This is a genomic window from Pseudomonas sp. SH10-3B, from assembly GCF_019891415.1.
In the GTDB taxonomy this organism is placed as follows: Bacteria; Pseudomonadota; Gammaproteobacteria; order Pseudomonadales; family Pseudomonadaceae; genus Aquipseudomonas.
The window spans coordinates 69,503-95,401 of record NZ_JAFLXD010000019.1 but is presented as its reverse complement, the minus strand read 5'-3'; the positions used below and the strand labels follow the sequence as shown (position 1 = coordinate 95,401).

The 25,899-nt window shown below is 61.4% G+C and carries 23 protein-coding genes and 2 pseudogenes; 14 read left to right on the top strand and 11 right to left on the bottom strand.

The features are described from left to right. Positions 1–4: 4 nt before the first annotated feature. The 13 genes and pseudogenes from hutH (at position 5) to J1G35_RS16085 (ending at position 15,199) form a co-directional block, all read left to right on the top strand. The gene (hutH, locus tag J1G35_RS16140) at positions 5–1,543 is read left to right on the top strand and encodes a histidine ammonia-lyase (RefSeq protein ID WP_223015432.1); all 1,539 of its coding nucleotides are present in this window, start codon (positions 5–7) and stop codon (positions 1,541–1,543) included. A gap of 111 nt (positions 1,544–1,654) precedes the next feature. Continuing rightward, positions 1,655–3,064: an amino acid permease gene (locus tag J1G35_RS16135; protein WP_223015431.1), complete on the top strand. Its 1,410-nt coding sequence runs from the start codon at positions 1,655–1,657 to the stop codon at positions 3,062–3,064. A gap of 16 nt (positions 3,065–3,080) precedes the next feature. Next, positions 3,081–4,286, top strand: a complete 1,206-nt coding sequence (gene hutI / locus J1G35_RS16130) for an imidazolonepropionase (protein ID WP_053140450.1) — start codon at positions 3,081–3,083, stop codon at positions 4,284–4,286. An 11-nt stretch (positions 4,287–4,297) separates the two neighbouring features. Then, positions 4,298–5,098: an N-formylglutamate deformylase gene (hutG, locus tag J1G35_RS16125; RefSeq protein WP_053140455.1), complete on the top strand. Its 801-nt coding sequence runs from the start codon at positions 4,298–4,300 to the stop codon at positions 5,096–5,098. 112 nt (positions 5,099–5,210) lie between these two features. Continuing rightward, positions 5,211–5,339, top strand: a pseudogene (locus tag J1G35_RS30960) (alpha/beta hydrolase); the annotation flags it as partial. 103 nt (positions 5,340–5,442) lie between these two features. Then, entirely contained in the window at positions 5,443–6,414 is a 972-nt protein-coding gene (gene pip, locus J1G35_RS16120; RefSeq protein ID WP_027605045.1) for a prolyl aminopeptidase, read from the top strand. Next, positions 6,411–6,848, top strand: a complete 438-nt coding sequence (gene dtd / locus J1G35_RS16115) for a D-aminoacyl-tRNA deacylase (RefSeq protein WP_053140458.1) — start codon at positions 6,411–6,413, stop codon at positions 6,846–6,848. The genes pip and dtd overlap by 4 nt, the downstream gene beginning before the upstream one ends. A 266-nt stretch (positions 6,849–7,114) precedes the next feature. Then, positions 7,115–8,851, top strand: coding sequence for a glucan biosynthesis protein G (locus J1G35_RS16110; protein ID WP_053140586.1), 1,737 nt, complete (start codon positions 7,115–7,117; stop codon positions 8,849–8,851). After that, positions 8,844–11,416 (top strand): annotated as a pseudogene (gene mdoH / locus J1G35_RS16105) (glucans biosynthesis glucosyltransferase MdoH); the annotation flags it as partial. The gene J1G35_RS16110 and the pseudogene mdoH, both read left to right, overlap by 8 nt. A 185-nt stretch (positions 11,417–11,601) precedes the next feature. Further along, positions 11,602–12,411 carry a transporter substrate-binding domain-containing protein gene (locus J1G35_RS16100; RefSeq protein WP_223015430.1) on the top strand — a complete coding sequence of 270 codons (810 nt, stop codon included), beginning with the start codon at positions 11,602–11,604 and terminating at the stop codon, positions 12,409–12,411. Between the two features lie 210 nt (positions 12,412–12,621). Further along, positions 12,622–13,419, top strand: a complete 798-nt coding sequence (locus tag J1G35_RS16095; protein WP_053140467.1) for a transporter substrate-binding domain-containing protein — start codon at positions 12,622–12,624, stop codon at positions 13,417–13,419. Between the two features lie 93 nt (positions 13,420–13,512). Then, the gene (locus J1G35_RS16090) at positions 13,513–14,472 is read left to right on the top strand and encodes an amino acid ABC transporter permease (protein ID WP_053140470.1); all 960 of its coding nucleotides are present in this window, start codon (positions 13,513–13,515) and stop codon (positions 14,470–14,472) included. Continuing rightward, complete coding sequence (locus J1G35_RS16085) at positions 14,465–15,199, top strand: amino acid ABC transporter ATP-binding protein (RefSeq protein ID WP_027605038.1); 735 nt, start codon at positions 14,465–14,467, stop codon at positions 15,197–15,199. The genes J1G35_RS16090 and J1G35_RS16085 overlap by 8 nt, the downstream gene beginning before the upstream one ends. 27 nt (positions 15,200–15,226) lie before the next feature. Here J1G35_RS16085 and J1G35_RS16080 read toward each other — a convergent pair whose 3' ends face one another. The 11 genes from J1G35_RS16080 to ubiE all read right to left on the bottom strand — a co-directional run bounded on the left by J1G35_RS16080 (position 15,227) and on the right by ubiE (position 25,387). Continuing rightward, complete coding sequence (locus J1G35_RS16080; protein ID WP_223015429.1) at positions 15,227–17,134, bottom strand: methyl-accepting chemotaxis protein; 1,908 nt, start codon at positions 17,132–17,134, stop codon at positions 15,227–15,229. A gap of 165 nt (positions 17,135–17,299) precedes the next feature. Beyond that, positions 17,300–19,216, bottom strand: a complete 1,917-nt coding sequence (locus J1G35_RS16075) for a methyl-accepting chemotaxis protein (RefSeq protein WP_223015428.1) — start codon at positions 19,214–19,216, stop codon at positions 17,300–17,302. Positions 19,217–19,405: 189 nt separating this feature from the next. Then, on the bottom strand, positions 19,406–20,113 hold the full coding sequence (locus J1G35_RS16070) for a 16S rRNA (uracil(1498)-N(3))-methyltransferase (protein ID WP_223015427.1): 708 nt from the start codon (positions 20,111–20,113) through the stop codon (positions 19,406–19,408). Further along, a complete protein-coding gene (gene tatC, locus J1G35_RS16065) occupies positions 20,110–20,901 on the bottom strand; it encodes a twin-arginine translocase subunit TatC (protein WP_053140481.1) in 792 nt (263 codons plus the stop codon). The genes J1G35_RS16070 and tatC overlap by 4 nt, the downstream gene beginning before the upstream one ends. Beyond that, on the bottom strand, positions 20,898–21,308 hold the full coding sequence (gene tatB, locus J1G35_RS16060; protein ID WP_223015426.1) for a Sec-independent protein translocase protein TatB: 411 nt from the start codon (positions 21,306–21,308) through the stop codon (positions 20,898–20,900). The genes tatC and tatB overlap by 4 nt, the downstream gene beginning before the upstream one ends. 10 nt (positions 21,309–21,318) lie before the next feature. Further along, complete coding sequence (locus J1G35_RS16055; RefSeq protein ID WP_053140487.1) at positions 21,319–21,597, bottom strand: twin-arginine translocase TatA/TatE family subunit; 279 nt, start codon at positions 21,595–21,597, stop codon at positions 21,319–21,321. A 26-nt stretch (positions 21,598–21,623) separates the two neighbouring features. Further along, the gene (locus tag J1G35_RS16050; RefSeq protein WP_027605032.1) at positions 21,624–21,956 is read right to left on the bottom strand and encodes a phosphoribosyl-ATP diphosphatase; all 333 of its coding nucleotides are present in this window, start codon (positions 21,954–21,956) and stop codon (positions 21,624–21,626) included. 2 nt (positions 21,957–21,958) lie between these two features. After that, positions 21,959–22,351 carry a phosphoribosyl-AMP cyclohydrolase gene (gene hisI / locus J1G35_RS16045; RefSeq protein WP_012721796.1) on the bottom strand — a complete coding sequence of 131 codons (393 nt, stop codon included), beginning with the start codon at positions 22,349–22,351 and terminating at the stop codon, positions 21,959–21,961. Positions 22,352–22,392: 41 nt separating this feature from the next. Next, positions 22,393–23,997, bottom strand: a complete 1,605-nt coding sequence (ubiB, locus tag J1G35_RS16040; RefSeq protein ID WP_053140493.1) for a ubiquinone biosynthesis regulatory protein kinase UbiB — start codon at positions 23,995–23,997, stop codon at positions 22,393–22,395. Next, complete coding sequence (locus tag J1G35_RS16035) at positions 23,994–24,617, bottom strand: SCP2 sterol-binding domain-containing protein (protein ID WP_223015425.1); 624 nt, start codon at positions 24,615–24,617, stop codon at positions 23,994–23,996. The genes ubiB and J1G35_RS16035 overlap by 4 nt, the downstream gene beginning before the upstream one ends. Further along, complete coding sequence (ubiE, locus tag J1G35_RS16030) at positions 24,617–25,387, bottom strand: bifunctional demethylmenaquinone methyltransferase/2-methoxy-6-polyprenyl-1,4-benzoquinol methylase UbiE (RefSeq protein WP_003171186.1); 771 nt, start codon at positions 25,385–25,387, stop codon at positions 24,617–24,619. The genes J1G35_RS16035 and ubiE overlap by 1 nt, the downstream gene beginning before the upstream one ends. Positions 25,388–25,531: 144 nt before the next feature. On the opposite strand from ubiE, the gene J1G35_RS16025 reads away from it, so the two are divergent. Then, on the top strand, positions 25,532–25,807 hold the full coding sequence (locus tag J1G35_RS16025) for a polyhydroxyalkanoic acid system family protein (RefSeq protein WP_053140503.1): 276 nt from the start codon (positions 25,532–25,534) through the stop codon (positions 25,805–25,807). The last annotated feature ends 92 nt before the right edge of the window (positions 25,808–25,899 follow it).

Below are 25,899 nucleotides of genomic sequence, written 5' to 3'. Positions count from 1 at the left end.
GAGTATGAATGTGACTGCGCTAAACCTGATTCCAGGCCAACTGAGCCTCGCCCAACTGCGGGCCATCTACCAGCAGCCGGTAACTCTCAGTCTGGATGACAGTGCCTCGGCCCAGATCGAAGCCAGTGTGGCCTGCGTGGAACAGATTCTCGCCGAGAACCGCACCGCCTACGGCATCAACACCGGTTTCGGCCTGCTGGCCTCGACCCGCATCGCCAGTGAAGACCTGGAAAACCTCCAGCGTTCCCTGGTGCTGTCCCACGCCGCCGGCGTCGGTGAGCCGATCAGCGATGCGCTGGTGCGGTTGGTCATGGTGCTCAAGGTCAACAGCCTCAGCCGTGGGTTCTCCGGGATTCGCCGGCAGGTGATCGACGCGCTGATCGCGCTGATCAACGCCGAGGTGTACCCGCATATTCCGTTGAAAGGTTCGGTCGGCGCTTCCGGTGACTTGGCGCCGTTGGCGCACATGTCCCTGGTGCTGCTCGGCGAAGGCAAGGCGCGCTACAAGGGCGAATGGCTGGAAGCCACCGACGCGCTGAAAGTCGCCGGCCTGACGCCGCTGACCCTCGCCGCCAAGGAAGGCCTGGCGCTGCTCAACGGCACCCAGGTGTCCACCGCCTATGCCTTGCGTGGCCTGTTCGAAGGCGAAGACCTGTTTGCCGGCGCCCTGGCCTGCGGGGGCCTTACCGTGGAAGCGGTGCTGGGTTCGCGCTCGCCGTTCGACGCCCGTATTCATGCGGCTCGCGGTCAACGTGGGCAGATCGATTCGGCGGCGGCCTACCGTGACCTGCTGGGTGAGAGCAGCCAGGTGTCGCAGTCGCACCAGAACTGCGACAAGGTCCAGGATCCGTACTCCCTGCGCTGCCAGCCACAAGTCATGGGCGCCTGCCTGACTCAGTTGCGCCAGGCGGCCGAGGTGCTGGTGGTCGAAGCCAACGCCGTGTCCGACAACCCGTTGGTATTTGCCGCTGAGGGTGACGTGATTTCCGGCGGTAACTTCCACGCCGAACCGGTGGCGATGGCGGCTGACAACATGGCCCTGGCCATCGCTGAAATCGGCTCCCTGAGCGAGCGCCGTATCTCGCTGATGATGGACAAGCACATGTCGCAACTGCCGCCGTTCCTGGTGGGCAATGGCGGGGTGAACTCCGGTTTCATGATCGCCCAGGTGACCGCTGCAGCACTCGCCAGCGAGAATAAGGCGCTGGCCCATCCCCATAGCGTCGACAGCATTCCGACGTCCGCCAACCAGGAAGACCACGTGTCGATGGCTCCGGCTGCCGGCAAGCGCCTGTGGGAAATGGCCGAGAACACGCGCGGCATCCTCGCGGTGGAATGGCTGGCCGCATGCCAGGGCCTGGACCTGCGCGAAGGCTTGAAAACCTCGCCGAAACTGGAAAAAGCCCGTGGCATCCTGCGCGCCAAAGTGGCGTTCTACGACAAGGACCGCTTCTTCGCCCCGGACATCATCGCCGCCAGCGAACTGCTTGCCAGTCGCTGCCTGAATGAGCTGGTGCCGGCCAAGTTGCTGCCAAGCGTGTAAGCGGTTCAGAGGACGGCGTGGCTCGCTGTGGCGAGCGAGCTTGCTCACCACAAAAGCCCGCCGTCCGCAGGCGCACGACTTTCTCAGGATAAAAATAATTAAGGACGAGAAATGCACCAGCAAGAAAAGGGTTTGAAACGCGGGCTAACCGCCCGACATATTCGCTTCATGGCACTCGGTTCCGCGATCGGCACCGGGCTGTTCTACGGTTCCGCCTCGGCCATCCAGATGGCCGGCCCCGCCGTGCTGCTGGCCTACCTGATTGGCGGCGCCGCGGTGTTCATGGTGATGCGCGCCCTCGGCGAAATGGCCGTGCACAACCCGGTTTCCGGCTCCTTCGGCCAATACGCCAGCACCTACCTGGGCCCCTTGGCCGGTTTTATCCTGGGCTGGACCTACGCCTTTGAAATGATCATCGTCTGCCTCGCTGACGTTACCGCCTTCGGCATCTACATGGGCTTCTGGTTTCCCGAAGTCGCGCGTTGGGTCTGGGTGCTCGGCATCGTGTTTTTGATCGGCGGCCTGAACCTGTGCAACGTCAAAGTGTTTGGCGAGATGGAGTTCTGGCTGTCGCTGCTCAAGGTCGGTGCCATCGTCGCGATGATCCTCGGCGGGTTTGGCATCATGCTGTTCGGCATCCATTCGGCCGGCGAAACCCAGGCCAGTGGCCTGAGCAACCTGTGGGCTCACGGCGGCTTCATGCCCAACGGTATCGGCGGCCTGATCGCCTCGTTTGCGGTGGTGATGTTTGCCTTTGGCGGTATCGAAATCATCGGTATCACTGCCGGTGAGGCCAAGGACCCGCAGCGCGTGATCCCCAAGGCAATCAACGCCGTGCCGCTGCGCATCCTGTTGTTCTACGTATTGACGTTGTTTGTCTTGATGGCCATCTACCCGTGGCCGCAGATCGGCAGCCAGGGCAGCCCGTTCGTGCAGATCTTCAGCAACCTCGGGATAGGCTCGGCGGCGACCATCCTCAATATCGTGGTGATTTCGGCGGCCGTGTCGGCGATCAACAGCGACATCTTCGGTGCCGGCCGCATGATGTACGGCCTGGCCCAGCAAGGGCAGGCGCCCAAGGGCTTTGCCCAATTGTCCCGGCAAGGCGTACCGTGGATGACGGTGGTGGTGATGGGCGCCGCCTTGCTCGGCGGTGTACTGCTCAACTACCTGATCCCGGAAAACGTCTTCCTGCTGATCGCGTCGATTGCCACCTTCGCCACCGTATGGGTGTGGCTGATGATCCTGTTCACCCAGGTCGCAATGCGCCGCTCAATGACGAAAGAGCAGATTGCTGATCTGAAATTCCCGGTGCCGTTCTGGCCCTACGCGCCGGCTGCGGCCATCGTGTTCATGCTGTTTGTGTTTGGCGTGCTCGGTTACTTCCCGGACACCCAGGCGGCCTTGATGGTCGGTGCGGTGTGGATCGTGTTGCTGGTCGTTGCCTACCTGCTGTGGGTCAAGCCCGCTGCGGGACAAGCAGCCAAGGTCGATTACGACCCGGCTTTGTCTCATCGATAACTTTAGGGAGGCGTTGATGAAAACCCTTTGGCAGCACTGCCACGTCGCAACCATGGCTGGCGGCAAATACTCGATCATCGAGGATGCCGCCATGGTCACCGCCGGTTCGCTCATCGAGTGGATCGGCCCCCGCAGCCAAGCGCCGACGGCGGATTACGCCCAGGTGCATGACCTGCAAGGCGCGTGGGTCACTCCCGGGCTGATCGACTGCCACACCCACACGGTGTTTGGCGGCAACCGCAGCGGCGAATTCGAGCAGCGCCTCGAGGGCGTGAGCTATGCCGACATCGCGGCCAAGGGTGGCGGTATTGCCAGCACCGTGCGCGCCACCCGCGCCGCGACTGAAGATGAACTCTTCGCCAGCGCCCACAAGCGCTTGCGCAGCCTGCTGCGCGACGGCGTGACCACGGTGGAGATCAAGTCCGGTTACGGCCTGGACCTGGCCAACGAGCGCAAGATGTTGCGGGTGGCTCGGCGCCTTGGCGAAGCGCTGCCGGTCAGCGTGCGCGCCACGTGCCTGGCGGCCCATGCGTTGCCGCCGGAGTACAAGGATCGCGCCGATGATTACATCGAGCACATCTGCGCCGAGATGCTGCCGGCCTTGGCGGCGGAAGGGCTGGTGGACGCGGTGGATGCGTTCTGCGAATACCTGGCGTTTTCCACCGAGCAGGTGGAGCGCGTGTTCAAGGTCGCCCAGCAACTCGGCCTGCCGGTGAAGCTGCATGCCGAGCAGCTGTCGTCGCTGCACGGCTCCAGCCTGGCGGCGCGTTACCACGCATTGTCGGCGGACCACCTGGAATTCATGACCGAAGAAGACGCCATCGCCATGGCCGCTGCCGGCACCGTCGCCGTCTTGCTGCCGGGCGCCTTCTACTTCCTGCGCGAAACCCAGCTGCCGCCGATGGACGCCCTGCGCAAGCACGGCGTGAAGATCGCCATCGCCAGCGACCTCAACCCCGGCACCTCGCCGGCGCTGTCGGTGCGCCTGATGCTGAACATGGCCTGCACCCTGTTCCGCATGACCCCCGAAGAAGCCCTGGCCGGTGCCACGCAACATGCGGCTACCGCCCTGGGCATGGGCGATACCCATGGTTCGCTGGAAGTCGGCAAGGTCGCGGATTTTGTTGCCTGGCAGATCGATCGCCCCGCGGACCTGGCCTACTGGCTGGGCGGCGAACTGGATAAACGCGTCGTGCGCCACGGCGTTGATGTCACTGTATAAGGAGCACTGTTGTGGATAAGGTTCTGAACTTCAAACAAGGCCGCGTACCACTGCTGATCAGCATGCCCCACGCCGGCCTGCGCCTGACGCCTGTGGTGGAAGCCGGGCTGATCCCCGAGGCGCAAAGCCTGCCGGACACCGACTGGCACATCCCCACGTTGTATGACTTTGCCGAAGAGCTGGGCGCCAGCACCCTGTCGGCGGAGTACTCGCGGTTCGTCATCGACTTGAACCGGCCTTCGGACGACAAGCCTTTGTACGCGGGGGCTACCACTGGCCTGTACCCGGCGACGCTGTTCGACGGTGTGCCGTTGTTCCGAGAAGGGCTGGAGCCGAGCGAGACCGAACGTGCCAGCTATCTGCAAAAAATCTGGGGCCCTTACCACCGCACGTTGCAAGAGGAACTGGCACGGCTCAAGGCCGAGTTCGGCTATGCGTTGCTGTTCGATGCGCACTCGATCCGCTCGGTGATCCCGCACCTGTTCGACGGCAAACTCCCGGACTTCAACCTCGGCACCTTCAACGGCGCGGCCTGTGACCCTGAGCTGGCCAGCCAGCTGGAAGCCATCTGCGCCGAGCATCCGCAGTACACCCACGTGCTCAACGGACGCTTCAAGGGTGGGCATATCACCCGCCATTACGGCAATCCGGCGCAGGATATCCATGCCGTGCAGTTGGAGTTGTGCCAGAGCACGTATATGGAAGAGGTCGAGCCATTCCGCTATCGCCCGGATCTGGCCGAGCCGACGCAAGTGGTGTTGAAGCAGTTGCTGGAAGGCTTGCTGGCGTGGGGGCGCAAGCGCTACGGGTGACGAACGGTTGCCCCTGTGCAACTAAACAGTCGCCACAGAGATCCCGGTTTGCTGCGCGACAGCGCTACGTCGAAGAGGTCGTGGAGCCTCCCACCTTGCACCTGCTGTGCCTGCGCCGTTGTATCCGGGCAAAGGCCGGGTCCACGGCTGTTTACGCGCGCGCGGCCAGGCTCCGGAGGTGGATCGGCTGTACGCTTATCTGCGGGGCGGCCTCAGGAGCGAACGACTGACACAGCTCTAAGCGCTCAAGGACATGCTGATTGCACAATTCGGGTTTATAGTGCCAGACGGCAAAATAAAAGACGTCCCCCCAGGGATGAACCCGACCCCCTACGGAGCGCGCAATGCAGACTTGGTACCCGCAGATCAAACCCTACGCCCGGCACGATCTGGCCGTCGATGACACCCACACGCTCTACGTCGATGAAAGTGGCTCCCCCGAAGGCTTGCCTGTCGTATTCATCCACGGTGGCCCTGGCGCCGGTTGCGATGCCCAGAGCCGCTGCTATTTCGATCCCAACCTGTACCGCATCGTTACCTTCGACCAGCGTGGCTGCGGCCGCTCCACCCCGCGCGCCAGCCTGGAAAACAACACCACCTGGGACCTGGTGGCCGACCTTGAGCGTATCCGCGAACATCTGGGCATCGATAAATGGGTGCTGTTCGGCGGCTCCTGGGGCTCGACCCTGGCCCTGGCCTACGCGCAAACCCACCCCGAGCGTGTGCATGGCCTGATCGTGCGCGGCATTTTCCTCGCCCGCCCGCAGGACATCGAATGGTTCTACCAGGCCGGTGCGAGCCGCCTGTTCCCGGATTACTGGCAGGACTACATCGCGCCAATCCCGGCCGATGAGCGTCACGACATGATCGCGGCCTACCACAAGCGCCTGACCGGCAACGACCAGATCGCCCAGATGCACGCCGCCAAGGCCTGGTCCGGCTGGGAAGGGCGCATGCTGGGCCTGTGCCCGAGCCCGCAGCATGTGGAGCGTTTTTCCGAGCCGCAACGCGCGCTGTCCATTGCGCGCATCGAGTGCCACTACTTCACCAACAACTCCTTCCTGGAGCCCAACCAGCTGATTCGCGATATGCACAAGATCGCCCATCTGCCTGGCGTAATCATCCATGGCCGCTACGATATGATCTGCCCTCTGGATAACGCCTGGGAGCTGCATCAGGCGTGGCCGAACAGCGAACTGCAGGTCATCCGTGAAGCGGGCCATGCGGCGTCCGAGCCCGGTATTACCGATGCCCTGGTACGCGCGACCGGCGAAATGGCCCGGCGCCTGCTTGATCTGCCGCCAGAAGAAGCATGAAGGGCTTGCTGCAACGGGTGCGCGGCGCCCGGGTCGAAGTGGCGGGCGAAATTGTCGGGGCGATCGACCAGGGTTTGCTGGTGCTGGTGGCCGTCGAACCTTCAGATACGCCAGAGAGCGCCGACAAACTGCTGCACAAGCTGCTTAACTACCGGGTGTTCAGCGACGACGAGGGCAAGATGAACCTGTCGTTGAAGGATATCGATGGGGGATTGCTGCTGGTGTCGCAGTTCACCCTGGCGGCGGATACCAAGAGCGGCCTGCGGCCGAGCTTCTCCACTGCCGCCCCGCCAGCCCTCGGAGCAGCGCTTTTTGATCGCTTGCTGTTACAAGCGCAACAATTGCATGGCAAGGTGGCATCGGGGCGTTTTGGCGCGGATATGCAGGTGCATTTGGTCAATGATGGCCCTGTGACCTTTCTCTTACAGACATGAATGTATTAAAAACGACGTTAATGCCCAAAAACGTAGGGTTTCGCTACAAATACTTCGTTGTCCCTGATGCGTTGTCTCGCGGGCTACTAGATAATCGCGCGCTACGGGGATCAGCGTTGTTTGGTCCATTTTTGACTTAGGTAGAGACTTGTCCGACGGCCTCAGGGGAATCATTTTGACCCAGGGGAGTCGGAACAATGCTCGCCAACCTGGCATATAGATAGCTGGCCGTTGGTTTTTTGATCTGTTTTCGGCGAGGGTTGCTCGTGATTGTTAGTCCCTGTAATGCACCAAAATTGTCTGCCAAACGGTTACGAAACGCACTGGTGACGGGCTCTGCCCTGTTTTGCCTGTTCGGCGCGGGTCAACTGTGGGCATTCAGTCTGGATGATGTGTCGGCCAAGGCAAAAGAGCTGGCCGGGCAGAAATACGAAGCTCCGCGCAGCAATCTGCCGAACGAATTCCGCGAAATGAAGTTCGCGGACTACCAGAAGATTCGTTTCCGCAACGAAAAAGCCGAATGGGCCGATCAAAACACCCCGTTCAAGCTGTCCTTCTATCACCAGGGTATGCATTTCGATACACCGGTGAAAATCAACGAAGTCACCGCTGACAGCGTCCAGGAAATCAAATACGACCCGACGCGCTTCGATTTCGGCGACGTCAAGTTTGATCCTAAAGCCACCGAACAGCTGGGTTATGCGGGCTTTCGTGTGCTGTTCCCGATCAACAAGGCTGACAAGCAAGACGAAATCATGACCATGCTCGGCGCCAGCTATTTCCGCGTCGTCGGCAAGGACCAGGTCTATGGCCTGTCCGCCCGTGGCATGGCGATCGATACCGCGCTGCCGTCAGGCGAAGAGTTCCCGCGTTTCACCGAGTTCTGGATCGAGCGTCCAAAGCCGGGTGACAAGCACCTGGTGATCTTCGCCTTGCTCGATTCCCCACGTGCGACCGGCGCCTATCGCCTGATCCTGCGTCCGGGTACCGACACGGTTGTCGATGTGAAATCCCAGATGTTCCTGCGCGACAAGGTCAGCAAACTGGGCGTTGCACCGCTGACGAGCATGTTCCTGTTCGGTGCTAACCAGCCGTCCAAGGTGCTCAACTATCGTCGCGAGCTCCACGATTCCAGCGGCCTGTCGATCCATGCCGGCAACGGCGAGTGGATCTGGCGTCCCCTGAACAACCCTAAACACCTGTCGGTCAGCAACTTCACCGTGGAGAACCCGCGTGGGTTCGGCCTGCTTCAACGCGGTCGCAACTTCAGCCACTACGAAGACCTCGACGACAACTACGACAAGCGCCCAAGCGCCTGGATCGAGCCTGAAGGCGATTGGGGCAAGGGCTCCGTCGACCTGGTCGAGATTCCGACTGCCGACGAAACCAACGACAACATCGTTGCATTCTGGAGCCCGGCCGAATTGCCTGAAGTCGGCAAGCCGCTCGACATAGCCTATCGCCTGCACTGGACCCTCGACGATGCAGCGTTCCACTCGCCGGACAGCGCCTGGGTCAAGCAGACCCTGCGTTCTACCGGTGACGTGAAGCAATCCAACCTGATCCGTCAGCCGGATGGCAGCGTCGCGTACCTGGTCGACTTCGAAGGCCCGGCCCTGAAAAAACTGCTGCCGGACGCCCCGGTGCGCAGCCAGGTGAGCGTGGGTGACAACGCTGAGCTGGTAGAGAACAGCGTGCGTTACAACGAGCACACCAAAGGCTGGCGCCTGACCCTGCGCATGAAGATCAAGGACGCCGGCAAGCCGACCGAGATGCGTGCAGCCCTGGTACAGGACATCACGCCGCCTGAGCCCGAGAAGGTTTCGACCCAGGTACTCAAGGCTGACAAGGTCTTGGCCAAGCAACACGAGAAACAGGCCAAGAAAGACGCGAAAGACAAGGAAGCCAAGCAGCCAGAAGCTGCCCCAGCCACACCGGAGCCGATCAAGACCGAGCAAGTCCTGACCGAAACCTGGAGCTATCAGTTGCCTGCCGATGAGTAACTCTCAAGTCCAGCCAGAGACTCTGTCCGAGTATCTGGCGCATCTTCCGATGACCGCTGAGCAGCGCGCCGAGTTGGCGGGCTGCACATCCTTCGCCGAGTTGCACGAGCGCTTGTCGTCCAAGGCGTTCGATGCGCCAGTCGACGCCGCCCAGGCTTCGGTTGGCCGCCGGTTGACCCTCAACACCGCCGAGGAACTGCAAGAGGCCGAAATGCTGGCGGTCGACGCCAGTGGGCGCGTGTGCCTCAAGGCCACGCCGCCGATTCGGCGCACTCGCGTGGTCCCAGAACCGTGGCGCACCAATATCCTGGTGCGCGGTTGGCGTCGGATTACCGGTCGCAGCAACCCGCCGGCGCCGCCGAAGGACGAGCGCGTATTGCCGGCCGCCCGCTGGCGTACCGTGGGTTCGATCCGTCGATACATCCTGCTGGTGCTGATGCTCGGCCAGACCATCGTGGCGGGCTGGTACATGAAGGGCATCATGCCGTACCAGGGCTGGTCGCTGGTCGACTTCGACGAGATCCGCAACCAGACGCTGCTGCAAACCGCCACCCAGGTACTGCCTTACGCTCTGCAAACCAGCATCCTGATCATGTTCGGGATCTTGTTCTGCTGGGTCTCGGCCGGTTTCTGGACCGCGTTGATGGGCTTCCTCGAACTGCTCACCGGCCACGATAAATACCGGATTTCCGGTAAAAGCGCTGGCGACGAGCCGATCCCGAAAGACGCGCGCACCGCGTTGGTCATGCCGATCTGCAACGAAGACGTGCCGCGAGTATTCGCAGGTTTGCGTGCGACGTTCGAATCGGTGGCCGCTACGGGTGACCTCGATCGTTTCGACTTCTTCGTGCTCAGCGACAGCAACGACGCCGACATCTGCATCGCCGAGCAGCAAGCCTGGCTCGACGTGTGCCGTGAGGCGGGTGGCTTCGGCAAGATCTTCTACCGCCGCCGTCGCCGTCGCGTGAAACGCAAAAGCGGCAACCTCGACGACTTCTGCCGTCGCTGGGGTGGTGACTATAAGTACATGGTCGTTCTCGACGCCGACTCCGTGATGAGCGGCGAATGCCTGACCAGCCTGGTGCGCCTGATGGAAGCCACGCCGGATGCCGGGATTATCCAGACCGCGCCACGTGCGTCGGGCATGGACACCCTGTATGCGCGCATGCAGCAGTTCGCCACCCGCGTGTACGGCCCGCTGTTTACCGCCGGCCTGCACTTCTGGCAGCTGGGGGAATCCCACTACTGGGGTCACAACGCGATCATCCGCATGAAGCCGTTTATCGAGCACTGCGCCTTGGCGCCATTGCCAGGTAAAGGTGCGTTCGCCGGTTCCATCCTGTCCCACGACTTCGTTGAAGCAGCGCTGATGCGCCGTGCCGGCTGGGGCGTGTGGATTGCCTACGACCTGCCGGGCAGCTACGAAGAACTGCCGCCGAACCTGCTGGATGAACTCAAGCGTGACCGTCGCTGGTGCCACGGCAACCTGATGAACTTTCGCCTGTTCCTGGTCAAGGGCATGCACCCGGTGCACCGCGCGGTGTTCCTGACCGGCGTGATGTCCTACCTGTCGGCGCCGTTGTGGTTCCTGTTCCTGGTGTTGTCCACGGCCTTGCTGGCGGTCAACACGCTGATGGAACCGCAGTACTTCATGGCGCCACGCCAGTTGTACCCGCTGTGGCCGCAGTGGCATCCGGACAAGGCGGTGGCGCTGTTCTCCACCACCATCGTGCTGCTGTTCCTGCCGAAATTGCTGAGCATCATCCTGATCTGGGCCAAGGGCGCGAAAGAGTTCGGTGGCAAGTTCAAGGTAACGATGTCGATGCTGCTGGAGATGCTGTTCTCCATGCTGCTGGCGCCGGTGCGGATGATTTTCCACACCCGTTTCGTGCTCGCCGCGTTCCTCGGCTGGGCCGCGACCTGGAACTCGCCGCAGCGTGATGACGACTCCACTCCGTGGGGCGAAGCGATCAAGCGTCACGGCACACAGACCTTGCTGGGCTTCTTCTGGGCGCTGCTGGTGGTGTGGTTGAACCCGAGCTTCCTGTGGTGGCTGGTACCGATCGTGGGTTCGCTGATGCTGTCGATCCCGGTGTCGGTGATCTCCAGTCGGGTCAACCTTGGCTTGAAGTCCCGCGATGAGAGCCTGTTCCTGATTCCTGAGGAATACAATCCGCCGCAGGCACTGCTGTCCACCGACAAGTACACCCACGAAAACCGTTGGCACGCGCTGAACGACGGCTTTGTGCGCTCGGTGGTCGACCCGCAGCAGAACGCCCTGGCCTGTGCCCTGGCGACCTCGCGTCACGGTCAGGCCGAGCCGATCGAGTACCTGCGTACCGAACGCGTGCGTCACGCATTGAAAGTCGGCCCTGCCGGCCTCAACAACGGCGAACGCCTGGCGTTGCTCAGCGACCCGGTGGCCTTGGCCCGCTTGCACGAGTTGGTCTGGAGCGAGGCGCATGCCGAGTGGCTGGCCGCTTGGCGTAACTCGATCAAAGCCGATCCGCACGCGCCGTTGCTGCCGTTGCAACCGCTGTCGTCCCAGGCCCAACCGGCCTGATTCAGACACCCCCGAGGGCTCACCTCGGGGGTGTTCGAAGCGCTGGTCCTACAGCGTTTCACGCCACTTCTTTATTGTCCTAACTCCTTGTTATTTCGAAACAAAAGACCCTTGTTCGAGGCGTATTTACGCACCCGCGAGTGGGGTAGGATCGCCCCCCAAATTTGACTCGGTCACAGGGGGATTCATGATCAAAAGGTATTGTTTGGCATTGCTGATCGGCGTTGTCGGATTGATTCACAGTGGTCTGGTGCAGGCCGGCGCCATCGACGACGCTGTTCGGCGCGGTGTGCTGAAAGTCGGCACCACGCCCACCTACGTACCCTTTGAAATGACCGACAGACAGGGGCGCGTCGTTGGCTTTGAAGTCGACCTGCTCAAGGTCATGAGCCAGGCCCTGGGTGTGGAACTCGAATTGGTCACTGTGCCCTATACCGAACTGTTGCCGGGCCTGAAGGCGAAAAAGTTCGACCTGATCGGCAGCGGCATGACCGTCACCCAGGAGCGCAACCTGAATCTGAATTTCAGCGACTCCTTTATCGTGGTGGGCCAAACTGTGCTGCTGCACCCCAGCCTGACCGGCAAGGTCACCAGTGTCGAAGACCTGGACGACGCCACTTACCGTGTCACCACCGTTGAAGGCACCACCGGCGAGGCGGCGACGCGACGATTTCTGGGGGCGGCGCGCTTGAGCAGTTTTGCAACGCCACAGGAAGCCGTGCGCCAAGTCGTGAAAGGTAGCGCCGATGCCTTTATTTATGACGCGCCCTACAACCTGATTGCCCTGAGCTTGCCGGAAAACGGCGAGTTGCTGGCGCTTGAACAGCCATTCACTTTTGAACCCTTGGCGTTTGGCGTGCAGAAAGGCGATTTCGACAGCCTCAATTGGATCAACCATTTCCTCAATCAGGTCGCCCAGGACGGAACCTACGATCGCTTGCACGACAAGTGGTTCAAGGACTTGGACTGGATGGTGGAGGTTGACTGGAGGTCATAACTTCTTACACATCAATCCGTTGCCGACGTCGCCGGCGCAGGTGTCTATCTCTGCATTTGGCTGCGCCGTTGTGGGGCCTTTCCGACATACGCAGATAACAATTACCCGGCAAACCTTTGTGACGGGCAATGAGTGGGTTAGGATCGCACCCCGAAATGGTGCAGCCCTTTTGCGCGCCGACCTTATAAGAATCGTTCAGGGGACTTGATGATGAAAAAGTATCTTTCGATGCTGCTGCTCGGCGTCACCGCGCTGGTCGCGGCCAACGCCGCCCAGGCCGGTGCCATCGATGATGCGGTCAAGCGCGGCACGCTGAAAGTCGGCATGGACCCGACCTACATGCCGTTCGAAATGACCGACAAACGTGGCGAAATCATTGGTTTCGAGGTTGATATCCTCAAGGCCATGGCCAAGTCCATGGGGGTCAAGCTGGAGCTGGTTTCCACGGGTTACGACGGCATCATTCCCGCGTTCCTGACCGGCAAGTTCGACATGATCGGCAGCGGCATGACCCTGACCCAGGAACGCAACCTGCGCCTGAACTTCAGCGAACCCTTCATTGTGGTTGGCCAGACCCTGCTGATCCGCAAGGAGCTGGAAGGCACCATTAAGTCCTACAAAGACCTGAACGACGAAAAATACCGCCTGACCTCCAAGCTCGGCACCACCGGCGAGATGGTTGCCAAGAAGCTGATCTCCAAGGCCAAGTACCACGGCTATGACAACGAGCAGGAAGGTGTGCTGGACGTGGTCAACGGCAAGGCCGATGCCTTTGTGTATGACGCGCCGTACAACGTGGTCGCCGAGAAAAAAGTCGGTAACGGCAAGCTGGTGTTCCTCGACGAACCCTTCACCTTTGAACCGTTGGCCTTCGGCCTGAAGAAGGGTGACTACGACAGCATCAACTTCATCAATAACTTCCTGCACCAGATCAAGAACGACGGCACCTACGATCGCATCCATGACAAGTGGTTCAAGAGCTCTGAGTGGCTCAAGGACATGGAATAAGCGGGACTGTTTTCTGTTGTGAGGGGGCTTGATGTGGCAAGCCCGCTCGCCACCTCAGGTGTGCGTGCCACGATTCTTTTGGATGTTGAGTAAATGAAACAGAAAAAAGCCCAATGGCCCTGGCACCTGCTGACCGTGGTCGTGCTGGTCGGCCTGGCCGGCGCCTTGTATTACGCCACCTCGCTGATGTCCTACGAATGGCGTTGGAACCGTGTCCCGCAATACTTCGCCTACCAGGCTGAAGAGTCCCAGCGGGCCGCAGACATCTCCACCGTCGTTGAACTGGTCCGTAAAGGCGATGTGGCCGAAGTCACGCTGCGCAACGATGCCGGCGTCGAGCAACGCGTGAGTGTGGCCGACAACAGCTTGCAAGTGGCGCGCGGCGACGATGTGGCCGAGGGCGATGTCATCGGTGTTAACCGCCACTGGGCATTGGGCCCCTTGATGTGGGGCTTGTGGACCACGTTGTGGCTGTCGGTGGTATCCGGGATCCTCGGCCTGGCGATTGGCCTGGCCACGGGGTTGTGCCGACTCTCCACTAACCCGACCCTGCGCGATCTGTCGACGATCTACGTCGAACTGGTGCGTGGTACGCCGCTGTTGGTGCAGATTTTCATTTTCTACTTCTTTATCGGCACGGTGCTCAACCTGTCCCGGGAGTTTGCCGGGATCGCCGCGCTGTCACTGTTCACGGGCGCGTATGTGGCGGAAATCGTCCGCGCCGGCGTGCAGTCCATCACCCGTGGTCAGAACGAAGCCGCGCGCTCCCTGGGCCTGAGTGCCAGCCAGTCGATGCGCCATGTGGTGCTGCCGCAGGCCTTCAAACGCGTGTTGCCGCCGCTGGCCGGGCAATTTATCAGCCTGGTGAAAGACACCTCGCTGGTCTCGGTGATCGCCATTACCGAACTGCTCAAAAGCGGTCGCGAAGTGATCACCACCTCGTTCTCGCCGTTTGAAATCCTGTTCTGCGTCGCAGGGTTGTACCTGCTGATCAACCTGCCGCTGTCGAAAATGGCCAGCCGGCTTGAGCGGAGGCTCGCCCAAAGTGATTGAAGTCCGCGATCTGGTAAAAGTCTTCGATACCCGTGGGCACGTGGTGCGCGCGGTGGACCATGTGACCACCCAGGTGGCCAAGGGCGAAGTGCTGGTGGTGATCGGCCCGTCCGGCTCCGGCAAGTCCACGTTCCTGCGTTGCCTCAACGGCCTGGAGGAGTTCGATTCGGGTTCGGTGAGCATCGACGGCCTGCAACTGGCCGATCCGAAAACCGATGTGAACGCCTATCGCCGTGAAGTCGGCATGGTGTTCCAGCACTTCAACCTGTTCCCCCACATGACCGTGTTGGAAAACCTGTGCCTGGCGCAAAAAGTCGTGCGCAAGCGCGGCAAGAAGGAGCGCGAAGCCAAGGCCCTGGCGCTGCTGGAAAAGGTCGGCATTGCGCAGAAAGCCAACGAATTCCCGTCGCGGCTTTCCGGTGGACAGCAACAGCGCGTGGCGATAGCCCGGGCGTTGGCGATGGAGCCCAAGGTGATGTTGTTCGACGAACCCACCTCGGCCCTCGACCCGGAAATGGTCGGCGAAGTGCTGGATGTCATGAAGACCCTGGCCCTTGAAGGCATGACCATGGTCTGCGTTACCCACGAGATGGGCTTTGCCCGTGAAGTGGCGGATCGGGTGCTGTTCTTCGATCACGGCAAATTGCTGGAAGATGCTGCTCCGGCCGAGTTCTTCGCGGCGCCCAAAGATCCACGGGCCCAGGCGTTCCTGCGTCAGGTTCTATAAGGCCCAGGTCTTTGAAAGCGGGGAGCGTCACACCTTGAACCTCCCCACGCACTGCTGCAAATCCGTTCCCAGTCGCGCCAGTTCGATACTGGCCGCCGCCGTCTGTGCGCTGGCGGCGGCGGTTTGCTCCGAGGCGTCGCGGACTTTCAACACACTGCGATTGATCTCTTCGGCCACTGCGCTTTGCTCCTCTGCCGCTGCGGCGATCTGCGGGTTCATTTCCTGGATGACCGCCACCGTGCGGGCGATCTCCGTGAGGGAGTCCCCGGCGTTGCGGGCCAGGCCGACACTGTTCTCGGTCAGGGTGCGGCTGTAGTCCATGATGTCGGCTACCTGTTGTGTACCGCTGTGCAGGCCTCCAATCAGCTCTTCGATTTCCTCTGCGGATTGCTGGGTGCGTTGGGCGAGACCACGCACCTCATCGGCGACCACCGCAAATCCTTGACCGGCTTCGCCGGCCCGTGCGGCTTCTATCGCGGCATTGAGCGCCAGCAGGTTGGTCTGCTGTGAAACCGACTTGATCACGTCCAGCACACTGCTGATTTTCTGGCTTTCCCTTTGCAGGCCCAGCATGGCTTGGCCTGCGCGTGCCATTTCATGGGCCAGGTGCTCAATTTGCGCCACCGCATCGGTCACGACCTGATCACCCAGTTCAGTCTGTTGATTGGCCTCGCCAGCCGCGATCGAAGCCTGCTCGGCATGGCGCGCGACCTCCTGGGCGGTGGCGAGCATCTGGTTCATCGCGGTGGCGACCTGCTCGGTTTCATCGCGCTGATCATTTACGCCTGCGCGAGTTTGTTCGGTCACGGTGGAAAGCTCTTCGGCGGCGCTGGCGATTTGTCGCGCGTTGTCGCTGATGTTGCCGATCAGCCCCCGCAGGTTAAGCGTCATTTCGCTCATGCTCCTTTGCAACTGGCCCAATTCATCCCGGCGTCGGGTCTGCACATCGTGGCTCAAGTCGCCCTGGGCAATGCGATTGGCCACTGTCAGCGCCTTGCGCAACGGCCTGACGATCTGCCCGGCGATCAGCCAGGCGGCCAGGGTGCCGAAGAGCAACGCGGCGCCAGTAACCCCCAGCGTCTGGGTGCGGGCTTGCTCGGCTTCATTGTCGCGGCGTTGGGTCTGGTCCTGGCTCAGCAGATCGCTTTGCCCGAGCAGTTGGTCCAGCTGCTGCTCCAACTGGTTTTGCGTGTTCTCGGTGGCGAGCTGGGTTTCCTTCAGGCGTGTCAGGTGGGTGCGAATGCTGAGCACGGCATTTTTCAGTGCGCTGCTATCGACCGGCAGTTTGGCCACGGCCGCCTGAGCGAGTTCGAGGTTGCGTTCGGCGTCGCTGACGGCCTGGGCGTAGGCATCCAGCGAACTGGCGGCCCAGGCGGCGCTCTGGGCGCGATCTTCGGCCTGTTCGATGGCCTGGCGCAGGTCTTCGATGGCATCCAGGGCCTTGGTGTCCTCCTGGTCCGGCAGATCGCTTGCCAGTTGTGCCAGCACATCGCCGGTTCGCGCGCTGCTCTGCTTGAGTTGCTCTCGGGCATTTTCGCGTTGCTCGACCAGCGAGGGCACATCCTTGAGGGTGGTTTTGAAACTCGCACTGATGCGGGCCATCTCCTTCAGGTACTCAATGGATTTTGGCGCTTTTAGCCGTGGCGAAAGCTCCACCAGCAGTCCGTCGATCTTTACCGTGCTCACGCTCAACTTATTGAAGCTGGCGCTATCGTCCAGGGTGCGGTAAACGATCCTGTCGGCCCGCAGTTCTTCGCCAGTCACCGCCAATTGCGCGAGCACTGTCAGTGTTTGCGAGCGGTAAAGGGATGCAGCCAGCGCCTGCCAGCCAGTCACGGCAATCACAAGGCTCAACGCCAGGACCAGGGAGAAGCCCAGGACCAGTTTGAGGGTGACACTGGCGTCACCCAGCAGGTGAGTCATTCGACGAAGCATGATTAACCTCCGACAAGTGAACAGTGAGCGTTCTCAAGGTGCGCAGGCACGTTGAGCTGAGTGAAACGCTAGTTCTCTTGGCGCAGGAATGAGGCTGATAAACGCGTAGGAAATTTCACAGGCTGCAGGCGGCGACCCAGGGCAGGTCGCCGCGCGGGGAAGGGGTCAGATCCGGAAACGGCCAACCAGTGTTTGCAGATGGGTGCCCAGGCGCGCCAGCTCGGTACTCGACGCGGCGGTCTCTTCGCTGGCCGCCGCCGTCTGTTCCGAGATATCGCGCACATTCAACACGCTGCGGTTGATCTCTTCAGCCACGGCGCTTTGCTGCTCGGCGGCGGTGGCGATCTGGGAGTTCATCGCCTGGATGGTTGAGACCGTACGAGTGATGTTCTCCAGGGTGGTGCCGGCGCGGCGAGTCAGCTCGACACTGCTGTCGGTGAGGCCACGGCTATTGTCCATGATGTTCGCCACCTGCTGGGTGCCGCTTTGCAGGCCGACAATCAGCTCTTCGATTTCTTCGGTGGACTTTTGGGTGCGCTGGGCCAGGCTGCGCACTTCATCGGCCACCACTGCGAAACCGCGTCCGGCTTCACCGGCACGCGCGGCTTCAATCGCCGCGTTCAGGGCCAGCAGGTTGGTTTGCTGTGCCACCGACTTGATCACGTCGAGCACGCTGCCGATCTTGTCGCTTTCGCGTTTGAGATGGCCCATGGCCTCGGTGGAGTTACCCACTTCGGTGGCCAGGCGTTCGATCTGGGCGATGGCTTCGCCGACGACCTTGTCGCCTTCGCGCGCCTGCTGGTCTGCGGCCAGGGCGGCTTCAGAGGCTTCCTCGGCGTTGCGTGCCACTTCCTGCACAGTGGCGGCCATTTCATTCATGGCGGTGGCCACCTGGTCGGTCTCGACCTTCTGGCTGTTGACCCCGGCGCTGGTCTGTTCGGTCACCGCCGACAGCTGTTCGGCGGCGCTGGCGATCTGGGTGACGCCGTCGCTGATGCCGCCGATCAACTCGCGCAGGCCCACCGTCATGCTTTGCATGGCGCGTTGCAGTTGCCCCAGCTCATCCTGGCGCAGTGAAATGAGGTCTTGGCTCAGGTCGCCTGAAGCTACGCGTTCTGCAACTTTGAGGGTCTGGTTCAGCGGGAGGATGATCTGCCGCGTGATGGCCCAGGCAGCGACCAGTCCGAAGATCAACGCGAGCGCGGTGGCCAGCAGCAACAGGTTCTTGGCCTGCGCCGCGTCGGTATCGCGCACGACGGTTTGGGAGAGGGTCAGTTTTTTACTGCGGTCGAGCAGGATATCGCCCTGTTCGCCCATCTTTTTCATGGCCGCGGCAGTCGTCACCTGGGAGTCACGGTATTGGCTGACAGCGGCGCGATAGGCCTGCAGCGACACGCTGGCCTGTTGCAGGTTGGTTGTGTATTGCTCAGGCAACGTACCGTTGAGGGCGGCGATTTTCTTCAGGGCATTGTCGATGGCGTCCAACGCCGGCTGTTCGGCTTCAACCTTGCCGCTGTAGGTGTAACCGCGCACCTGGAACCGCGCCTGCTGGATCAGCTTGCTCAGCCCGACCACGCTGTCGAACTGGGTAACGCTGTCGCCTTGCAGCAGGGCTTTTTCGATCTCGCCGATCTTGATCACCGCATTGTCAGCAGTATCGCCCAGCTTGCTGCGGGCGTTTTCGCGGTTGGCACCGGCCTGAACCATGTCGTCGAATGCGCGCTTGTATTGATCGATGGCTGTCAGCTGCTCGTCCACCAGCAAATTGTCGGCAGGTTGATCGATCAAGGTATCGGCGGTTTTCAGGCCGTTTTGCAGTTTGCCAATCAGCTCGTTGACTTCCGTCGGGCCCTGTTCGCCCCGGCGCATTTCGTAGTCCAGGCGAGCCAGGCGCAGGTCCTTGGTGAGCTCGTTGACGCTGGAAATGTAGCCCAGCTTGTCGCCCCGGCTGATCACGCTGCCCAGGCCGGACCAGCCGGTGAAGGTGATCATCAGTGTCAAGAGTAATACCAAGCCAAAGCCTACGCCCAGCTTGGTTTTGACGCTGACATTCCCCAGTTTCTCGGCTAACCAACGATACATGCTGCGAACTCCCCTGGAACAAGGCTTTGACTTATTCACGGGTTATCGGCCTGCATACGGAATTCTGTAGCGACGCTGTCCTCTGTGGGAGGGGGGTTGCTCCTGATCGCTGTGGGTCAGTCAGCACTTCTGATACTGAACCACCGCCATCGGGAGCAAGCCCCCTCCCACAGGGGAACAGCGGTGGGTTCAGAACAGGCGAGAGAGCAGGGCGGTGACGGCCGTTTCGACGCGTAGGATGCGCGCACCCAATTGCACTGGCTGCAAGCCGGCCTTGGCCAGCAAATCCACTTCGTAGGGAATCCAGCCGCCTTCCGGGCCGATCGCCAGGGTGACCGGTTCGTCCAGGCCGCGTGGGCAGGGTGGGTAGTCTCCGGGATGGCCAATCAGGCCAAGGGTGCCTTCGGTCATGGCTGGCAGGCGATCTTCGACGAAAGGTTTGAAGCGCTTTTCGATAATGACCTGCGGCAGCACCGTGTCCCGCGCCTGTTCCAGGCCGAGGATCAGTTGCTCGCGAACGGCCTCGGGTTCCAGGAACGGCGTTTGCCAGAAGCTCTTTTCCACCCGATAACTGTTGACCAGCACCACTTTCGGCACACCCATGGCCGCCACGGTTTGCAGCACCCGGCGCAGCATTTTCGGGCGTGGCAGGGCCAGCAGCAGGGTCAGGGGCAGTTTGGCCGGTGGTGGTTGGTCGAAGCTCACTTGCAGTTCGGCTTCGTGGGCTTCCAGGCGCAGCAGCTGCGCGTTGCCCATCAACCCGCCAATGCGTCCGACCCGCAGGCTATCGCCTACAGCGGCGCGGTGGACTTCCTGCATATGCACCAGGCGCCGGTCACGCAGGATCACCCGGTCGGCCGCAATGAAGTCGGCATCGAACAGCAGCAGCAGGTTCACGGCTGGGTCGCTGGCGGCTGGTCGTCGTCGGCGGGTTGGTCATCCGGGTGATCGCCACGCTTGCTGATCAAGCCGCTGAACAGGATGCCAATCTCGAACAGCATCCACATCGGCACGGCCAGCAGGGTCTGGGAGAAGATGTCCGGCGGCGTGAGGATCATGCCGACCACGAAGCAGCCGATAATCACATACGGGCGGATCTTCTTCAGGTACTGCACGTTGACCACGCCGATCCACACCAGCAACACCACGGCCACCGGGATTTCGAAGGCGACGCCAAAGGCGAAGAACAGCGTCATCACGAAGTCGAGGTAGCTGGTGATGTCGGTCATCATCTCCACGCCGGCCGGGGTGGCGGCGGCGAAGAACTTGAAGATCAACGGGAACACCAGGAAGTAGGCGAAGGCCATGCCGGTGTAGAACAGCAGGATGCTCGATACCAGCAAGGGCACTGCGATGCGCTTCTCATGCTTGTACAGGCCCGGCGCGATAAAGCCCCAGATCTGATGCAGGATCACCGGGATCGCCAGGAACAGCGAGACCATCATCGTCAGCTTCAACGGCGTGAGGAACGGCGATGACACATCGGTGGCGATCATCGTCGCACCGGCCGGCAGGTACTGGCGCAGCGGCGTGGAGACGAAGGTGTAGATCTGCTGGGTGAAGGCGAACAGCCCGGCAAAAATGATGAAGATTGCCGCGACGCAACGCAGCAGGCGGGTCCGCAGCTCGGTGAGGTGCGAGACCAGCGGCATATGCTGGTCGTTTTCCGGTTTATCAGCGCTCATGGGGCTCGCGGCGGCAATGTAGGGTCATGGGGCGCGGGCGACGCAACGGGCGTCGGCGCAGGCTCGGTTGGGGCAGTCGGGATCGGGGCGGCGGGCGGGGTTTCAACCGCAGGTGCGATGCTGTGCTCGGCCACAGGCTCCACCGGCTTGGTGGGTTCCTGTACCGGCGACAGTATTTTCCGGGCTTCCTGCTCCAACGACAGAATGTGTTCGTTGTGCAGTTGGCGGCGGATCTCGTCGGCGCCGATTTCCCGTTCAACTTCCTGTTTGATGGCGTTGAAACTGCGTTTCAGGCGCCCGATCCACAGGCCAGCCGTGCGTGCGGCACCGGGCAGGCGTTCCGGCCCGAGTACCAACAAGGCAACAAGGCCGACGAGCAGCAGTTCAGAGAAGCTGATACCAAACATTAGTCAGTGCTCACGAGTCTTTGCGGGTCGGCTCTTGGACTTTTTCAGCCTGCACGTCGAAGGTACGACGCTCGGTGATCGGCTGGGTGGCCTGGGGGTGGACAGGCTGGGCCGGTGGCACGGGGTTGGCGGCAGGGTCGGCCGGTTTTTCGTCGTCGTTCATCGCTTTGCGAAAGCCCTTGATCGACTCGCCCACGTCGGTGCCGAGGTTCTTGAGTTTCTTGGTGCCGAATACCAGTACCACCACCACCAGAATGACGATCCAGTGTTTCCAGTCAAAAATGCCCATGCTGCAAATCCTCTAGTCTTAGTTATTCAAGCGGACGGGCGCGAGGCCTTTTCGGCATGCCCGGACAAGCCGAAGCGACGGTCCAGTTCATCCAGCACGGCCTGTGGATGCTGCCCCAGTTGGGCGAGCATGACCAGGCTATGGAACCACAAGTCAGCGGTCTCGTAGATTACATCGCTGCAATCGCCGCTGATTTGCGCATCCTTGGCGGCGATGATGGTCTCGATGGACTCTTCGCCGAGTTTTTCCAGGATCTTGTTCAAGCCCTTGTGGTACAGGCTGGCGACGTAGGAGCTGTCGGCATCCGCGCCTTTGCGGTCTTCCAGCACCTGGGCCACACGGTTGAGGGTATCGCTCATGTTCAGTGTCCTGCGGAGTAGATGGCGTGCGGGTCTTTGAGCACCGGCTCTACAACCTTCCATTCGCCGTTCTCGAACACGCGATAGAAGCAGCTGTGTCGGCCGGTGTGGCAGGCAATGTCGCCAATCTGCTCGACCTTGAGGATCACCACGTCGGCGTCGCAGTCGATGCGCATCTCGTGCAGGGTTTGCACATGCCCGGACTCTTCGCCCTTGCGCCACAGTTTGCCACGGGAACGTGACCAGTAAATGGCGCGCTGCTCAGTGGCGGTGAGGCTCAGGGCCTCGCGGTTCATCCAGGCCATCATCAGCACGCGCCCGGTCTTGTAGTCCTGGGCAATGGCCGGCACCAGGCCGTCACTGTCCCACTTGATCTCGTCCAGCCAGTCTTTCATGTTCGGCTCCGGCAATTTGCGACAGTGTATAACCGGATTGGCTATCGACGCACGATCAGATAAACACCCACGGCGACCATGATGCCGGCCGGCCAGTGGCCCAGTTGGTTCAGCGGCCCGCCAATCGCCAGCATCACGCCACCGACCAGGTGCGCGGCGCCCAGCAGGCGCAGGAACCAGTCATCCTTGCGCGTGTGCCACGGTGGCGCGGGGTCCTTGGCGTGGGGCTGGGACATGCGCTCCAGCAGGTCGCGGGTCATATTGGCCAGGTGCGGCAGTTGCTCGAACTGGCTGTGCAGGTTGCCCAGCAGGGTTTTCGGGCTGACTCGCTCGCGCATCCAGCGTTCCAGGAACGGCTGCGCGGTGTTCCACAGGTCGAGGTCCGGGTACAACTGGCGGCCCAGGCCTTCGATGTTGAGCAAGGTTTTTTGCAGCAGCACCAGTTGCGGCTGCACTTCCATATTGAAGCGCCGCGCGGTCTGGAACAGGCGCATCAGCACCTGGCCGAAGGAGATATCCTTCAGTGGTTTTTCAAAGATCGGCTCGCACACCGTGCGGATCGCCGCTTCGAATTCGTTGAGCTTGGTTTCCGCCGGCACCCAGCCCGAATCGATGTGCAACTGTGCCACGCGGCGGTAGTCGCGCTTGAAGAAGGCGAACAGGTTGCGCGCCAGGTAGTCCTGGTCTTCCGGGGTCAGGCTGCCGACGATGCCGCAGTCGATCGCAATGTACTGCGGGCTCCATGGGTTGACGGTGCTGACGAAGATATTGCCGGGGTGCATGTCGGCGTGGAAGAAACTGTCGCGGAACACCTGGGTGAAGAAAATCTCCACGCCGCGCTCGGCAAGCATCTTCATATCGGTGCGCTGGTCGGCCAGGGTCGCGAGGTCGGTGACCTGCACGCCGTAGATGCGCTCCATCACCAGCACTTTGGGGCGGCACCAATCCCAATACACCTGCGGTACATAGAGTAACGGCGAGCCTTCGAAGTTGCGCTTGAGCTGGCTGGCGTTGGCCGCTTCGCGCAGCAGGTCGAGTTCGTCGTAGATGGTTTTTTCGTAGTCGGCGACCACGTCTACCGGGTGCAGCAGGCGCGCATCGGCAGAGAAACGTTCGGCGGCGCGGGCGAGGATGAACAGCCACGCCAGGTCCTGGCCGATGATCGGCTTGAGGCCCGGGCGGATCACCTTGACCACCACTTCTTCGCCGGTCTTCAACTGCGCCGCATGCACTTGTGCCACCGAGGCCGAGGCCAGTGGTTCGACGTCGAAGCGGCTGAACACCTCGCTGATCTTCTTGCCCAGTTGCTCTTCGATCAGCTTCATCGACTGCTGCGAATCGAACGGCGGCACGCGGTCCTGCAGCAGCATCAGTTCGTCGGCGATGTCTTCGGGCAGCAGGTCGCGACGTGTGGAGAGGATCTGCCCGAACTTGATGAATATCGGTCCCAGGTCCTGCAACGCCAGGCGCAGGCGCGCGCCACGGCTCAGCTCCAGCTGTTTGCGCGGGAACCAGCGCCACGGCAGCACATAGCGCACTGCCAGCAGGAACCACGGCAGGGGCAGGGCGAACAGCAGGTCATCGAGGCGGTAGCGGATTACGACGCGCTGGATACGGAACAAACGGCGGACGGCGAGCAGCTTCATGCGTTATCGCTTGGATCAAGGGAACGGCTCAGGCGCTCGAAGCGTGCCTCAAGACGTTCCAGGTCGATTTTGGCCTTGTCGAGTTCACGAAAGCGCGCTTGCGCTTCGCGTTCTCCGACCAGGGTGCGCGATTCTTCGCTCAGGTATTCGGCGAGGTTCTGGTTAAGGCTGGCGAACCCCTGCTGGTACCAGCGCGTGCGACTGCGCAGGTGCCCGCTGATCAACTGGGTGGCGACGGGGCCGATCCAGCGTGACAGTTCGTACTCCCAGTCCAGCTCCAGGTCTTGCAGCACGGCGGCCAGGTCCATCAGTACCGCACTGTCGCCTTCCAGGTGCACTTCGGGGCCGTGGAGGATGGCGGTCTTGTTGCGGCTCAGCGCCAGGTGCAACAGGCTGGAGGCCGGTGCGCGCAGGGTGCAGTCGGCTTCGGCGGCCCATTGAGTGGCGAGCAGCAGGCCTTCATCGCTGGGCAGGATAAACAGCTGCAAGGCGGGGCTGGTGCAGTCCACGGCGATGACCTTGCCGTTCAAATGCGTGAGCCGCGCCAAGGCGGTACTGTCCAGGCGCAGCACACGGTTGAGGCCGTGTTCGACGCTGGCAAGCAGGCCTGCGAACAGCATCAGGGCTTGATGCCGCGGTGCAGGGCGACGATGCCCGAGGTCATGTTGTGGTAGGTCACGCGGTCGAAACCGGCTTCTACCATCATCGACTTCAGGGTTTCCTGGTCGGGGTGCATGCGGATCGATTCGGCCAGGTAGCGGTAGCTCTCGGCGTCGTTTGTGATCAGCTTGCCCATCAACGGCATGAAGGCAAAGGAGTAGGTGTCGTAGACCTTGGACATCAGCGCGTTGGTCGGCTTGGAGAACTCCAGTACCAACAGGCGGCCACCCGGTTTGAGGACGCGCAGCATCGAGCGGATCGCATCTTCCTTGTGGGTCACGTTGCGCAGGCCGAAGGCGATGGTCACGCAGTCGAAATGGTTGTCCGGGAACGGCAGCTTCTCAGCGTCGGCCTGGACGAATTCGATATTGCCGGCCACGCCCTTGTCGAGCAGGCGATCGCGGCCGACCTTGAGCATCGAGCCATTGATATCCGCCAGCACCACCTGGCCGGTAGGGCCGACGAGCTTGGAGAACTTGGCCGCCAGGTCGCCGGTACCGCCGGCGATATCCAGCACGCGGTTGCCGGTACGTACGCCCGACAATTCAATAGTGAAGCGCTTCCACAAACGGTGCATACCGCCCGACAGCACGTCGTTCATGAGGTCGTACTTGGCCGCTACGGAGTGGAACACCTCAGCGACTTTTTCCGCTTTCTGGCTTTCCGGGACGTTCTTGAAGCCGAAGTGAGTGGTGGGTTCGGCATCGCTGCCTTTGCGCTGATCAGTCATATCGCTGTCACCAAAAGAGAATGCGGGACATGATAATCCCCAAGGCCTGCTTTGTCTTGGCAAGGCTGCAGGTAAGATGGAAGGTCACCGAGACCTTTTGCCGCATCGAAGGTATTCAAATCCCTATAAAGAGGAGTCATTGCAATGGCCCGTATAACCGTTGAACGTGCACATTCCCTGGGTAAAGAAGGCGCACGGGCAAAGGCCGAGAAGTTGGCGCACAAACTCAAGGAGCAATATGGGCTGGAGCCTTCGTGGTCGGGCGATACCTTGAACCTCAAGCGTTCCGGGGTTAAAGGCACGGTATTAGTGGCGGATGATTCGCTGCGCATCGATGTGGAGCTGGGCCTGTTGATGTCGGCCATGAGTGGCACGATCAAGTCCGAAATCGAGAAGGCCCTGGATAAGGCGTTGGCCTGACCGGTCTTTCACCCCTCCTGTGTACTTAGGGTGCCGATTCTAATTTTTCCTCCTACTTTGTGCCCAAGCCCACAACTCCTGCGGGCCGTTCC